Annotated in this window: 9 protein-coding genes; 6 read left to right on the top strand and 3 right to left on the bottom strand. The window is 76.2% G+C overall.

All coding sequences use genetic code 11. From position 1 onward, the window contains the following. Positions 1–23 precede the first annotated feature (23 nt). From eda to edd, 3 genes are read right to left on the bottom strand one after another with little or no spacing between them, the layout of a single operon-like run. The gene (gene eda / locus ABZ806_RS35450) at positions 24–644 is read right to left on the bottom strand and encodes a bifunctional 4-hydroxy-2-oxoglutarate aldolase/2-dehydro-3-deoxy-phosphogluconate aldolase (RefSeq protein WP_500222051.1); all 621 of its coding nucleotides are present in this window, start codon (positions 642–644) and stop codon (positions 24–26) included. Beyond that, complete coding sequence (gene glk, locus ABZ806_RS35445) at positions 641–1,606, bottom strand: glucokinase (RefSeq protein WP_500222048.1); 966 nt, start codon at positions 1,604–1,606, stop codon at positions 641–643. The genes eda and glk overlap by 4 nt, the downstream gene beginning before the upstream one ends. Further along, a complete protein-coding gene (gene edd / locus ABZ806_RS35440) occupies positions 1,603–3,414 on the bottom strand; it encodes a phosphogluconate dehydratase (RefSeq protein WP_500222045.1) in 1,812 nt (603 codons plus the stop codon). The genes glk and edd overlap by 4 nt, the downstream gene beginning before the upstream one ends. A gap of 149 nt (positions 3,415–3,563) precedes the next feature. Between edd and ABZ806_RS35435 the strand changes: the two genes are divergently transcribed. The 6 genes from ABZ806_RS35435 (at position 3,564) to ABZ806_RS35410 (ending at position 13,753) form a co-directional block, all read left to right on the top strand. Beyond that, positions 3,564–4,688 carry an ROK family transcriptional regulator gene (locus ABZ806_RS35435; protein WP_500222043.1) on the top strand — a complete coding sequence of 375 codons (1,125 nt, stop codon included), beginning with the start codon at positions 3,564–3,566 and terminating at the stop codon, positions 4,686–4,688. Positions 4,689–5,101: 413 nt separating this feature from the next. Further along, entirely contained in the window at positions 5,102–8,038 is a 2,937-nt protein-coding gene (gene lanL, locus ABZ806_RS35430; RefSeq protein WP_500222041.1) for a class IV lanthionine synthetase LanL, read from the top strand. After that, positions 8,035–9,966 (top strand): S9 family peptidase, encoded by a 1,932-nt coding sequence (locus ABZ806_RS35425; protein ID WP_500222039.1) that lies wholly within the window; start codon positions 8,035–8,037, stop codon positions 9,964–9,966. The genes lanL and ABZ806_RS35425 overlap by 4 nt, the downstream gene beginning before the upstream one ends. Before the next feature lie 6 nt (positions 9,967–9,972). Next, on the top strand, positions 9,973–10,128 hold the full coding sequence (locus ABZ806_RS35420) for a VenA family class IV lanthipeptide (RefSeq protein WP_500222037.1): 156 nt from the start codon (positions 9,973–9,975) through the stop codon (positions 10,126–10,128). A 146-nt stretch (positions 10,129–10,274) separates the two neighbouring features. Beyond that, positions 10,275–12,032 (top strand): ATP-binding cassette domain-containing protein, encoded by a 1,758-nt coding sequence (locus ABZ806_RS35415; protein ID WP_500222034.1) that lies wholly within the window; start codon positions 10,275–10,277, stop codon positions 12,030–12,032. Further along, positions 12,029–13,753 (top strand): ATP-binding cassette domain-containing protein, encoded by a 1,725-nt coding sequence (locus tag ABZ806_RS35410; RefSeq protein ID WP_500222032.1) that lies wholly within the window; start codon positions 12,029–12,031, stop codon positions 13,751–13,753. Before ABZ806_RS35415 ends, ABZ806_RS35410 begins: the two co-directional genes overlap by 4 nt. The last annotated feature ends 95 nt before the right edge of the window (positions 13,754–13,848 follow it).

The raw sequence follows: 13,848 nt of genomic DNA, 5'->3' as shown, positions 1-13,848 counted from the left end.
GGATACCCGTCCAGGACGTGACATCACCGCAGGGCGGCGGCTTCGGCGGCGAGTTGGCGGATGCGGTCCCAGTCGCCGCCGCGGACAGCGTCCGCCGGGGTCAGCCAGGAGCCGCCGACGCAACCGACGTTCGGCAGCGCGAGGTAGTCGGCGGCGTTCCGCTGGCCGACCCCGCCGGTCGGGCAGAACCGGACCTGCGGCAGCGGGCCGGCGAGCGACTTCAGGTAGGCGGTGCCGCCGGCGGCCTCGGCCGGGAAGAACTTCATCGCCGTGATCCCGCCCTCCAGCAGCGCGATCGCCTCCGACGCGGTCGCGACGCCCGGCAGGAAGGGCAGCCCGGTCGCGACCATCGCCGCCTGGAGCCGGGGCGTGCAGCCGGGGCTGACCAGGAACCGGGCCCCGGCGGCGGCGGACCGCTCCGCGTCCTCGGGCCGGACGACCGTCCCGGCGCCGATCACCGCGTCCGGGACCTCGGCGGCGATCCGGGTGATCGCCTCCAGCGCGGCCGGGGTGCGCAGCGTCACCTCGATCACCGGGAGCCCGCCGTCGACGAGGGCGCGGGCGAGCGGGACGGCGGCCCCGGCGTCCTCCAGCACCACGACGGGGACGACGGGCGCGAGGTCGAACAGGTCTTCGGCGATCATGCGGGCTCCATGTCGGGCAGGCTCTGCGCGAGCCGGACGGCGGCGCCGACCAGGGCCGGGCCGGGGTGGACGATGAGGGCGGTCGGGATGGCGCGCATGTAGTCCTCGACGGGAGGCTTCCCCTCGAAGCGGGCGCGGAACGAGCTGTCGCGCAGAACGTCCACGATGCGCGGCAGGATCCCGCCGCCGAGGTAGACGCCGCCGCGGGCGCCGAGCGTGAGGGCGGCGTTGCCGGCGAGCGACCCGAGCAGCCCGCAGAACATGCGCAGCGCCTCGTCGCAGCGCGGGTCGTCGCGGCGCTCGCCGATCTGCTTCGCCGTGAGCTCCTCGCCGGGGTCGCCGTCGAGCGTCCCCAGGTACCGGTGGATGCGGGTCAGGCCGGCGCCGGAGAGCAGGTACTCGGCGGTCGCCGCGCCCTTCTCGGCGCGCAGCAGACGCGTCACCTCGATCTCCCGGTCGGTCGCCGCCGGGACGTCGACCTGGCCGCCCTCGCCGGGCACCGGCACCCAGCCGGACGGCGTCGGGACGAGGCCCGCGACGCCGAGACCCGTGCCGGGGCCGACCACCGCGAGCGGCGCGCCGGCGGCCGGAACCCGGTCGCCGATGGGGATCAGGTCGTCCGCGCCGAGGCGCGGGAGGGCGTAGGCGAGGGCCTCGAAGTCGTTGATGATGTCGAGGTGCGGCAGGCCGAGATGGGCGCGCACCGCGTCGAGCGTGCCCTTCGGCCAGCCCGCGTTGGTCAGGTGGTACGTCCCGCCGCCGACCGGGCCCGCCACGGCGAGGCAGGCCGCCGACGGGCGCACGCCGGCCCCGGCCACGTACGCGGCGGCGGCCTCGGCGAGGCCGGGATAGTCGCGGGTGGGCAGCGACCTGACGTCGGACGGGACGCCGTCCGGGCCGTCCACCAGCGCGAACCGGGCGTTGGTCCCGCCGACGTCGGCGACCAGCCACGCCCCGCTCATGCGAAGACCCCCGCGCCGCGCTCGGCGGGGCCGACCGCGTCGCGGAAGACCCGGAACAGTTCGCGGCCCGTGCCGTAGGTCTGCTCGGGCGCGTGCACGGCGGGCTCGCGCGCGGCGAACTCCTCGTCCGGGACGAGGACCTCCAGGACGCCGGTGCCGGCGTCGAGGCGGACGACGTCCCCGTCCCGGACGCGGGCGAGCGGCCCGCCGGCCGCCGCCTCCGGTGACACGTGGATCGCGGCGGGCACCGCCCCAGAGGCGCCCGACATACGACCGTCCGTGACCAGCGCGACGCGGTGGCCGCGGTCCTGCAGGACCGACAGCGGCGGGGTGAGCCGGTGCAGTTCCGGCATCCCGTTCGCGCGGGGGCCCTGGTTGCGGACGACGGCCACGACGTCCCGGTCCAGCTCCCCGGCGGCGAACGCCTCCTGGAGCCGCTCCTGCGAGTCGAACACCCGGGCGGGGGCCTCGATCAGCCGGTGCTCCGGCTTCACCGCCGACACCTTGATGACCGCCCGTCCGAGGTTGCCGCGCAGGGTGCGCAGCCCGCCGTGCGTGTCGAACGGCTCCGCGACGGGGCGCAGGACGCCCGTGTCGCCCGACTCGCCGACGGTGTTCCGCCATTCGGCCTTGCCGTCGACGAACTCGGGAACCTTCCGGTACTCGGCGAGGGTGGCGCCGCCGACCGTCCGCGCGTCCTCGTGCAGGAGCCCCGCGTCGATCAGCTCGCCGATGAGGAACGCGGTGCCGCCCGCGGCGTGGAAGTGGTTCACGTCGGCGGTGCCGTTCGGGTAGAGGCGGGTGAGCAGCGGCGTCACCTCGGACAGTTCGTCGAAGTCGTCCCAGGTCAGCTCGATGCCCGCCGCCGCGGCCATGGCGACCAGGTGCAGCGTGTGGTTCGTCGAGCCGCCCGTGGCGAGCAGGGCGACGATGCCGTTCACGAACGCGCGCTCGTCCAGCAGTTCGCCGATCGGCGTGTAGTCGTCCGCCAGGTTCGTCAGCTTCAGGACGCGGCGCCCGGCCGCCTCGGTCAGGGCGTCCCGCAGCTTCGTGCCCGGCGGGACGAAGCTGGCCCCCGGCAGGTGCAGGCCCATGACCTCCATGAGCATCTGGTTGGAGTTCGCCGTCCCGTAGAAGGTGCAGGTGCCGGGCGAGTGGTAGGACGCGGCCTCGGCGGCCAGGAGCTGGTCGCGGCCGATCTCCCCGGCCGCGAACCGCTTGCGGACCTGCGCCTTCTCGCCGTTCGGCAGCCCGGACGCCATCGGCCCGGCCGGCACCAGGATCACCGGCAGGTGCCCGAACGACAGCGCGCCGATCACCAGCCCGGGGACGATCTTGTCGCAGACGCCCAGCAGCAGCGCGCCGTCGAACATGTCGTGGGACAGCGCCACGGCCGTCGCCATCGCGATGACGTCCCGGCTGAACAGCGACATCTCCATGCCGGCGCGGCCCTGCGTGATGCCGTCGCACATCGCGGGCACGCCCCCGGCGAACTGCGCCGTCCCGCCGGCCGACCGGATCGCGCCCTTCAGGATGTCGGGGTAGTCCTGCAGCGGCTGGTGCGCCGAGAGCATGTCGTTGTAGGACGACACGATCGCGATGTTCGGCGTGACGTCGCCCCTGAGCCACAGCTTGTCCTGGACGCCGCAGGCGGCGAAGCCGTGCGCGAGGTTCGCGCAGCCCATGCCGGTGCGCACCGGGCCCTCCGTCCGGGCGTCGCGGATCCGGCTCAGGTAGGCGCCGCGCGTTCCGGCGCTCCGCTCGACGACGCGCCGGGTCACTGCCTCCAGCGCGGGATGTACGGCCATTGGACGCTCCAGTCCAGGGGGAATCTCTCGGTCAGCAAGTTACCGAGACATAGGTCATCCCTACAAGCCCACTTATGAACTTTGGATGACAAAAGTCCGTACCTTGCGCCAACTAGACGCCTCAATCGGTGCCATGCTTGACTAGCCTGATGCCCCGCCCAGTGACCCGGCCCTCCACGGCCGGCGACATGCTGAGCCTGATCCGCGAGGACGGCGTCGCCACCCGCGCCGACCTGGGCCGCATCACCGGCCTGTCGCGTCCCGCGGTGGCGTCGCGCGTGGCCGCCCTCATCTCCCGCGGCCTCGTGGTGGAGCACACCACCGGGCCGTCGACCGGCGGACGCCCCCCGGCCCGCCTGGAGTTCAACGCCGCCGGCGGGACGGTCCTCGTCGCGAACCTCGGCCAGTCCCGCGGCCAGCTCGCGGTGTGCGACCTGGCCGGCACGGTCCTCGCCCGCGCGGACGGCCCGCCGGCCGAGACGTCCCCGGGCAAGACGCTCCCCCGCCTCATCGACGAGTGGACGTCGCTGCTCGCCTCCGCCGGCATCGCCGAGTCCTCGGTCCGCGGCGTCGGCCTGGGCGTCCCCGACGCCGTCGAGCACGCCGCCGGACGGTGGGACGCCGTCGAGATCGCCGCCCCCGTCGCCGACCGCTTCGGCGTCCCCGCCTACCTCGACAACGAGGTGAACGCCGCCGCCCTCGGCGAGCACCAGGCCCACCCCGGCGTGGACGACCTCCTGTTCGTCAAGGTCTCCACCGGCATCGGCGCGGGCGTCATCGCCGGCGGCCGCATCCAGCGCGGTGCCCTGGGCGCGGCGGGCGAGATCGGCCACATCCCCGTGCCGTCCCCGCACGAGGCCCCGTGCCGCTGCGGCAACGTCAACTGCGTCGAGGCCATCGCGGGCGGCACCGCGCTGCTGGCCCGCTCACCGGCGGACGACCTGCCCGGCCTCGCCGCCCTGGCCCGCTCCGGCGACCCGGCGACCGTCGCCCTCCTGCGCGACGCGGGCCGCCGCATCGGCGAGGTCGTCGCGACCGCCGTCAACCTCCTGAACCCGGCGGTGGTGGTCCTCGGCGGCGACCTGGTGGGCGCCGACGAACCCCTGATCGCGGGCCTCCGCGAAGTCGTCTACCAGCGCTCCACGGCCCTGGCGACCCGCACCCTCCGCATCGAGCCGAGCCGCCTGGGCGAACGAGCCGGCCTGACGGGCTGCGCGGCCATGGTCCTGGACAACGTCCTCTCCCCCGAAGCCGTCGACGCGTCCGCGAGCTGACACCCCCGGCTAGCACATCCGGGCGGCGGCTCGCCAGGGGGCTTCATGACTGCCATCGGCCATGACCGAGGTCGAAACTTATTCGACACCGAATTGGCAAAGTCGCCGACGATCCATGGCATGGACAGGACAGGCGAACCGCCGTCTTCGCGCCGCCAAATCCGTGCAAATGGTGCATCAGTCACACGAGTCACACGGACCAGGACCAGCGGGTGACACTTCACTACCGGCCCGGCGGAGATTCTGCCCGGATATCCGCTCTGGCGTTCATGGGAGATTCATGGCTAACGTGTCCTCGTTCGCCGGAAACCCTCGGGAACCCGCCGGACGCCATTGCACGGTAAAGGCAGAGAAGGTCGCACGGCGCGGGCATTCCTCCGGCCGGCGGGATGAAAAGAGAGCGACGAGACAGCATGGCGGACTTCCATTTCAGCGTACTCTCCGGGGCGGCCCCCGCGGAGAGCGACGACACCCGCCTGGCCGATGTCCTCGACCGGTCGATGGCCGCGGCGCGGGACGCGGCGGACGACGCCGCGGACGACGCCGCGCGGGAGCCGCGGCACTGGCGGGCGACCCGTGCCGGTATGTGGTGCCATGTGGTCCCCGAGGGCGGCGAGTGCCCAGCTCAGGGATGGAAGCTGCACGTCTCGGCGACCCCCGCCTCGGCGGCGGAGGTGCTCGCCCGCTCGCTGCGGGTGCTGCTGGCGGCGAGTTCGGCCTTCAAGTTCGCCGCCACCCACGACCACGTCGCGGCACTGAACGCGCGCAACACCTCCCGCGGCCATTCGGGAAAGTTCATCACCGTCTACCCGGTGAGCGACGAGGAGGCCGTCCGGCTGGCGCTGGAACTGCACGGGGCGACGGCCGGCCTGCCCGGCCCGCGCATTCTGTCGGACCGCCCCTACGCGCCTGGGAGCCTCGTCCATTACCGTTACGGCGCGTTCATCGAAGAGCGCCGCATCACCAACGACGGATTCTACGCGTGGACGATTCTCGATCCGGACGGAAACCCCGTCGAGGATCAGCGCATCGGGAGGTACACACCTCCGCCCTGGGTGTCCTGCCCCTTTCCCGAGCACCGGTCGCGCGGGCCCGAGCGCGATGGGAACACCCCCGAAGGCGACCGGAACGAGATTCTGATCGGGACGCGTTTCGCGGTCAGGGAGGCGATCCGGCACACCAACAAAGGCGGCGTCTACCGCGCCCTGGACACCGAGACCGGTGAGCCCGTCGTGCTGAAAGAGGCGCGCCCGCACGTGGCCGCCGGCGAGAACGGCAGGGACGCCCGCGACCTCCTGCGCGCCGAGGCCCGCGCGCTGGAGGCGGTGGCGGGCCGCGGACTCGCACCGCGGCCGGTCCGGCTGTTCGCCCAGAGCGGCCACCTGTTCCTGGCGGAGGAGATGGTCCCGGGAACCACGCTGGGGCAGTGGACGGTGGACCTGATCGGCGAGCGCGGCTGGGGCCCGCATCTCGCCCCCGCGCTGGCGGCGGCCGCCCGGCTCGCCGAACTGATGGTGGACGCGCACGCCACCGGGCTCATCGTGCGCGACTTCACCCCGAACAACATCATGATCCGCCCGGACGGCACCCCCGTCCTCATCGATCTGGAACTGGCCGTCACCGCCGGAGCGCCGGACGACGTCCCGCTGCGCGCGGGGACGCCCGGCTTCGCGGCGCCCGAGCAGATGGACGGCGCGGAGCCCGACCCCGCCGCGGACCGCTTCGCCCTGGGCGCGACCCTCTGCCACCTGCTCACCGGCGGCCCGCCCTACCTGCTGGAGGAGCATCCCGCCGCGCGGCCGGTGACCGAGCGCCTCGCGGAGTGGCTGACCGCGCGCACCCAGGGCCTGGACCTGCCCGCCCCGGTGATCCCGCTGCTCCTCGGCCTGATGGCCGACGAACCCGCGCAACGCTGGAGCCCGGAGCGGGCGCGCGAGATACTCGCGGCGGCGGGCCGCGGCGGGGCCTCCCCGGCGCCCGCCCCCGGCACCTCCCCGGCGCCGGCCCCCGGCACCACGCCGGCGGATCCGCCCGCGCGCCCGCGGCTGCGGTCCGGCTGGCTGCGCAGGCAGGCCCGGCAGGCCGCGCTGGGCATCACCGACCACCTCCTCGACGCCATGGACGCCACCGGGGCCTCGGACACGCTGTGGCCCGCGTCCTGCGTGCACGGGGCACCGGATCCGTGCAGCCTCCAGCACGGTGCGGCCGGCCCGCTGGGCGCGCTGGTCCGCTGCTACGAACTGACCGGCGACCGCCGCCTCACGGACCCGATCGCCCGCACCGCCCAATGGATCACCACCCGGCTGGAGGACGGCACGCCGCGGCCGGCCGGGCTCTACTTCGGCACCGCCGGGGCGGCATGGGCGGTGCTGGACGCGGGCCTCGCCCTGGACGACGCCGCTCTCGTCGACGCCGCCCTGGCCGTGGCCGACCGGCTCCCCACGGCGGTCGCCGCCCCCGACGTCACCCACGGGACGTCCGGGATCGGGCTGACCGCCCTGCACCTGTGGATGCGCACCGGGCAGGCCCGGTACGCCGAGCGCGCCGTCGCCGCCGCCGACGCGCTGGCGGCCACGGTCGAGGACCGGTCCGGCAGGCTCTCCTGGAGCACCCCGGCGCAGCACGAGTCGAAGCTCGCCGGGCGGCGGTACTACGGGTTCGCGCACGGCATCGCCGGGGTGGGGTGCTTCCTGGCCGCGTGCGCGCGGGCGGCCGGCCGCGCCGACCTGCTCGCACTGGCCGCCGCGACCGGGGAGAACCTGCTGGACGAGGCGTCCGGCACGCAGGGGGCGATGTGGGGGGCCGGTCCCGGCGACGCGCCGACGGCACCGTACTGGTGCCACGGCGCCGCCGGGATCGGGGGCTTCCTCGTGCGGCTGGGCGACGCCACCGGGGACGCGCGGTTCACCCGGGGCGCGGAACGGGCCGCCCGGTCGGTGCTGGAGCACCGCTGGCGCGCGCCGCTCGGGCAGTGCCACGGGCTCGCCGGCAACGGGGACTTCCTGCTCGACATGGCGGCGTTCACCGGCGACGGCGAGTACCGGCACGCCGCCTGGCGGCTCGCCCGGATCGTCCTCGCCAACCGGGCGCGGCGCGGCCGCCGCTCGGTGTTCCCCGACGAGTTCGGGCAGGTCTCGGTGACCTGGGGGGACGGGATGAGCGGCATCCTGGGCTTCCTGCTGCGAGCGCTGTACGGCACACCACGGCTATGGACGGCCGACATCCCCACCCGCCTCGCCGGCAGCGCAGCGGGGGCGGCTGCCGGGGCGGAGGGCGGCGCGGCGCACGCTGCCGGAGGCGCGGCCGGCAGCGCAGCGGGGGCGGCTGCTGGGGCGGAGTGTGCGTCATGACCGCGCCCATGCGCGAGGCGGTCCTGCGGGGGCTGCCGCCGGTGCCGACGCGGTTCGGGTTCGCGTTCTCCGGCGGGGGCGGCTGGGGCGCCTGCCTGCGCGCCGCCGGGGACGAGGTGGGGCTGGAGAGGTGGGAGCTGGCGCGTCCCGTACCGCTCCGGAGCACGCTCACCGGCGACGCCGCGGCGCGCGCGGCGGACGGCCCCGGCCTGGACCGGCGCTGCGGAGTGCTGCCGCTGGACGACGGCCGCGTCCTCGTCCTGCGGCCCGCGACGGGCGCGCACGGGGAGCCGGCCGGGCACGGGACCGTCCTCGCGGCGGAGCCGGCCGGCGGCGGGCTGCGGCTCACGCGTTCGTGGCCGGTGCCGGCGATGCTCGCCGGGTTCCTGCTGGCGGCGCCCGGCCCGGCCGGCACCATCGTGCTCGTCACCGTCGAGGACGAGCGGCACTCGCGGATCTGGTGGCTGCACTGGAACCTGCCGGCCCCGGAGGCGGTCGTGCGGATCCCGGGCGTGCTGGCGGGCGGCGTCTGGGTCGACGGCGGGCGGACCCTCGCCCTCGACCGCACCACCGCCGCGCACCGCACCGAAGGCATCGCGGTCGATCTGCGCGACCGGTCGTGGCGGCGGGTCTGGTCGGTCTCCGACACCACGACCGACCGCATCGCGGCCTTCAGCCCGCGCTCCGGCGTCCTCGCCGTCACCACGACCGCGCCGGGGGCGCAGCAGCCCGGCACCGCGCGGATCGGGCTGCGGTTCCCCGGCGGCGGGCCCGTGCGGTTCCCCGAGGCGCTCAGCCGCCCCGAGCGCGCCCGGGCACCGCTGACCTTCGACGCCGCCGGGCGGAACCTGCTCGTCCGGGAGACCTGGGGCGCCGCGGAGCGGCTCGCCGTCTACACGGCGGGACGCGAGCGCCTCACCCCGGTGCCGGGTCCGCCGGGAATGCTGTGGCCGCCCGCGCACTGGGCGGAGGACGGGCGGATCCACCTGCGCTACGCCGCGCCGAACCGGCCGCCCACCCTGGCGACCGCGCCCCGCGCGCCCGGCGACGGCTGGTGGCTGGCGCCCGACCCGCCCCCGGACGCCGCGTGCGCGGACACGGGCTCCGCATGCGCGGACGCCGGCTGGGCGGACGCCGGCACCGCGGAGCTGCCCGGCCCGGCCGGGCGGATCGAGACGATCGTCTACGGCGGCCCCGGCTGGCGGCGCGCCCGGCGCCTGGTGATCGCCCTGCACGGCGGCCCGCTGGCGTCCTGGCGGCTGGACTTCGAGCCGCTCTTCCAGCACCTGGCCGCCGCCGGCATCGCCGTCGCGGCGCCCAACCAGCGGGGCAGCACCGGCTACGGCGCGGCGCACCTGCGGCCGGTCATCGGCGACTGGGGCGGCGCCGACCTCGACGACATCGTCCACCTGGCCGGGGAGATCGGGCGCGACCGCGCCGCCGCGGGACTGCCCCGCCCCGTCGTGCTCGGCGGCAGCTACGGCGGCTTCCTGGCGCTGCTCGCGTCCTGCCGCGCCCCGCGGCTGTGGTCGGGCTGCGTCGCGCTGGCGCCGTTCACCTCGGCGGCCGGGCTGCACGGCGGCGCGTCCGGCGCCGTCCGGGAGCGCGTGTCGCGGCTGAGCGGCTGCGCCGCGCCCGGCGGGACCGCGGACGGGCGCGACGTGCTGCGCGCCTGCGCCGCGCTCACCGCGCCGCTGCTGATCGCCCACGGCGTCCGGGACGAGGTCGTCCCGGTCGCGCAGTCCAGGGCCCTGCGCGCCCGCCTCCTCGAACTAGGCAGGACCGAGGGAGTCGACTTCGACTACCTGGAGGCCGACGACGACCACAACGGCGTCGTCCAGGCCTGGTCCCCGGTCCTGCGTGAAGCGGTGGTCCGCTTCTGCCTCGCGGCGGATCGGACCTCCCTACCAGACCAGGAAAGGAGGTGACATCACATGGACGCGTTCGAAGGCGACCTCGTGGCCGCTCTGCAGGAGCTGCCGGAGACGGACCCCGTCGAGATCGAGGGGATCCAGCTCAGCGGCACCTGCGCGTGCGCCGGCCTGCTCACGCTGCTGAACTCGGTGTGCGTCGGCATCTCGTGCGCCTGATCCGCACCATCCCATGCGGCCCCCGGGAACCCTGAACCAGCCCGGACCGCAGAACCCCGGTCACGGGCCGGCGCGAGCCGGTCCGTGACCGGACCCTTCCCGCGAGTGTAGATGACGCACGCCGACGACGGACGGAGCCGACGAGGGTGGTCCGGACAGCAGCGGAGCCCGGCACGCCCGCCGCCCTGCGCGCCGCGGGCAGGCGCCGGCTGCGCGAGGCCGCGGGCCGGTTCCGGCTGCGGCTGTCCCTGCTGGCGGCGCTCACCGCGGTCCGCGTCGCCGCGACCGTCGCCACGCCGCTCATGCTCGCCGGGGCCGTCGACGCCGCCCGCGCCCAGGAGGATCTCGGCACGGCCACGGCGCGGCTGGCGGCCGTCCTGGCCGCGGCGGTCCTCGCCGACACCGGCGAGGACGTGCTCGGCGCGTACTGCGGCAGCGACATCACCGCCTGGCTCCGGCACCGCCTGCTGCGCCGGGTGCTGGCGCTCGGCCCGGCCGGGCAGCGGCGCTTCCCCACCGGGGACGTGCTCGCCCGGCTCACCGAGAGCGCCTCCGGCCCCGCGGCCTTCCCCGTCCTGCTGCTGACCGCCGCGGCCGGCGTCGCGACCACCGCGGGCGCGGCGGTCGCGCTGGCCATGATCGACTGGTGGCTCGCCGCCGCGTTCGCGGCCGGGATGCCGCCGCTCGTCGTGGCGCTGCGCGTCTTCGTCGTCCGGGCCACCGAGCCGTTCGCGCGCTACCAGGCGTGCCAGGCCGCGATCGCGACCCGGCTGCTGGACGCCCGGCAGGGCATCCGGACGATCCGGGCGAGCGGCACCGCGGCGGCCGAGGTCCGCCGCGTCCTCGCGCCGCTGCCCGGACTGCGCCGCGCCGGCCGGGAGACGTGGACGGCGCAGGGCCGGGTGAGCCGGCGCCTCGCGCTGCTCGCCCCGCTCACCCAGGTGCTGGTGGTCGGCGTCGCCGGGATCCGGCTGTCCACCGGCGACATCACCACCGGGCAGCTCGTGGCGAGCGTGTCCTACGCCGCCATGGCCGTCGCGTCGGCGTCCCTGTTCGACACCGTGGTCGCGCTGCTGAACTGCCAGGTCGGCGCCGGCCGGATCGACGAGATCCTGGCGGCCGCCCCGGCGGTGCGGGCCCCCGCCCGCCCGGTGCCGCTGCCGGACGGGCCCGGCCGGCTCCGGCTGCGCGGCGTCACCGTCCGGACCGGCGGCCGGACCGTCCTGGACCGCCTCGACCTCGACGTGCCGCCCGGCGCCTCCGTCGCGGTCGCCGGCGCCTCCGGGACGGGCAAGAGCGTGCTCGTGTCCCTGATCGGGCGGCTGCTCGACCCCGACGAGGGAACCGTCGAGCTCGACGGCGTCCCGGTCACCGCCGTCCCGCCGCACCGGCTCCGCCGCACGGTCGCCTACGCCTTCGAACGGCCCGCCCTCCTCGGCGCCACGGTGCACGACACGATCGCCTACGCGCACCCGGACGCGTCCCGCGCCGAGGTCCGCCGGGCCGCGCGAGCCGCCGACGCCGACGCCTTCATCCGGGCGCTGCCCGACGGATACGACACCCCGCTCGACCGCGCCCCGCTGTCCGGCGGCGAGCTGCAGCGCCTCGGCCTGGCCCGCGCCGCGCTCGGCGACGCCCGGGTCGTCGTGCTGGACGACGCCACCAGCAGCCTCGACACCGCCACGGAGCTGCGGGTGACCCTGGCGCTGCGGCGGGTCCTCGGGGGCCGCACCAGCCTGGTGGTGGCGCGCCGCCCGGCCACGGCCGCCCGCGCCGACCTGGTGGCCTGGCTCGACGGCGGCCGGGTGCGGGCCCTCGCCGCCCACGCCGACCTGTGGCCCGACCCGCGCTACCGCGCCGTGTTCGCCGCGCTTCCCGCGGCCGAGAAGGCCGGGCGCCCATGATCGCGCCACCCGCGGCACGGCTCCTGCACCGCCACATCCGCGGGCAGTGGCCGGCGCTGCGCCGCCTCGCCGCGTGGTCGGCGCTGGAGAGCCTGCCGGCGTTCGCCTCGGGACTGCTGCTGGCACGCGCCATCGACCACGGGTTCCTGTCCGGCCGCCCCCTCGCGGGGCTCGGCTGGCTCGCCGCCCTGGCCGCCCTGTACGCCCTCGGGGCGGTCGGGACCGGGCGCGTCTACCCGTGGCTCGCCGCGACCGTCGAACCGCTGCGCGACTCCCTGGTCCGGGAGGTGGTGACCGCCGCGCTGCGGCGCATGAGCGACGGGTCCGCGGACGCGGCGGGCGCCGGGGTCTCCCAGGTCACCGAGCAGGCCGAGGCCGTCCGGGCGCTGCTCGGCACGGCGCTGCGCAACGTCCGGCAGCTGCTGTCCGCGGGGGCCGCCGCCCTGCTCGGGCTGGCCCTGCTGGCGCCGCCGCTCGCGCTGGCGGCCGGCGTTTCGGTGGCGCTCGCGCTCGGCGTCTTCGCGGCCGCGGTGCGACCGCAGGTCCGCCGGTACCGGGCCGCCGTCCGGGAGGCGGAGCGGATCGGCGAGACCGCCGCCGTGATCGTGCACGGCGTCCGGGACGTCACCGCCTGCGCCGCCGAGGAGCGCGCCGCCGGCACCGTCGGCGCGGTGATCGACGCGCAGGCCGCGGCGCTGCGCGCGTACGCCCGGACCCGGCTCGTCCGGCTGCCCGTGCTGGTGCTCGGCGTGCACCTCCCGCTGCTCGCGCTGCTCGCGCTCTCCCCGTACCTGACCGCGCGGGGATTCACCGCCGGGGAGATCGCGGGGGCGGCCGGGTACCTCGTCACGGGGCTGCAGCCGGGCATGACCGTCCTCGTCGACGCGGGCGGCACCCTGCTGCTCGGCCTCGCGGTGATCCTCGGCCGGCTGGCCGGGGTCTGCGACCCGGGCGCCGCGACGGACCCGCCCGCCGAACCGGCGCCGTCCGGTGCGCCGCTCCGCTCCTTCGGCATCGAGGCGGCCCGGATCACCTTCGCCTACTCGCCGCACGCCGCCCCCGTCGTCCGGGACCTGTCCCTGTACGTCCCGGAGGGCACGCATCTGGCGGTGGTCGGTCCGAGCGGCACCGGCAAGTCCACGCTCGCGAACCTGCTCACCGGCCTGCTGCGGCCGCAGCGGGGGGGCGTCGCGCTCGGCGGCGTACCCCTGGGCCGCGTCGATCCAGGGCAGCTCCGGCGGGCCGTCGCGCTCATCCCGCAGGAGAGCTACGTGTTCGCCGGGACACTGCGCGACAACCTCGCCTATCTACGCCCGGACGCCACCACCGGGCACCTCGACGAGGCCGTGGACGCCGTCGGGCTGGCGGACACCGTCGACCGCCTCGGCGGCTACGACGCGGACCTGCCGCCGGGCGGCGCCGACCTCTCGCACGGCGAACGGCAGCTCATCACCCTCGCGCGCGCCTACCTGTCCCCGGCGCCGGTCCTCGTCCTGGACGAGGCGACCAGCCACCTCCAGCCGGCCGCCGAGGCCCGCGCCGAACTGGCCCTCGCCTCACGCGGCGGCACCCTCATCGTCATCGCGCACCGCATCAGCTCCGCCGAGCGCGCCCAGCGCGTCCTCCTCCTGGACGGCCCGGTCCCCGTCCACGGCACCCACGAGACCCTGCTCGACCGCAACCCCTTATACGCCGAACTCGTCGGCCACTGGCACACCTAATACTCCAGTTGTAGATCGCGATCTTGCTGGTCGGGGCTGGTCCGGGAACGGGTGCGGCCACCGGTGATCATCGGTGTGTGAAGACAGAAGATCAG

The sequence above is a fragment of the Spirillospora sp. NPDC047418 genome (assembly GCF_040643275.1).
Lineage (GTDB): Bacteria > Actinomycetota > Actinomycetes > Streptosporangiales > Streptosporangiaceae > Spirillospora.
This window is presented reverse-complemented; position numbering and strand designations above follow the sequence as displayed.

Excerpts from the sequence above, each read along its gene's own strand:
- eda (WP_500222051.1), bottom strand. The coding sequence starts at position 644 with ATGATCGCCGAAGACCTGTTCGACCTCGCGCCCGTCGTCCCCGTCGTG.
- glk (WP_500222048.1), bottom strand. The coding sequence starts at position 1,606 with ATGAGCGGGGCGTGGCTGGTCGCCGACGTCGGCGGGACCAACGCCCGG.
- edd (WP_500222045.1), bottom strand. The coding sequence starts at position 3,414 with ATGGCCGTACATCCCGCGCTGGAGGCAGTGACCCGGCGCGTCGTCGAG.
- ABZ806_RS35435 (WP_500222043.1), top strand. The coding sequence starts at position 3,564 with ATGCCCCGCCCAGTGACCCGGCCCTCCACGGCCGGCGACATGCTGAGC.
- lanL (WP_500222041.1), top strand. The coding sequence starts at position 5,102 with ATGGCGGACTTCCATTTCAGCGTACTCTCCGGGGCGGCCCCCGCGGAG.
- ABZ806_RS35425 (WP_500222039.1), top strand. The coding sequence starts at position 8,035 with ATGACCGCGCCCATGCGCGAGGCGGTCCTGCGGGGGCTGCCGCCGGTG.
- ABZ806_RS35420 (WP_500222037.1), top strand. The coding sequence starts at position 9,973 with ATGGACGCGTTCGAAGGCGACCTCGTGGCCGCTCTGCAGGAGCTGCCG.
- ABZ806_RS35410 (WP_500222032.1), top strand. The coding sequence starts at position 12,029 with ATGATCGCGCCACCCGCGGCACGGCTCCTGCACCGCCACATCCGCGGG.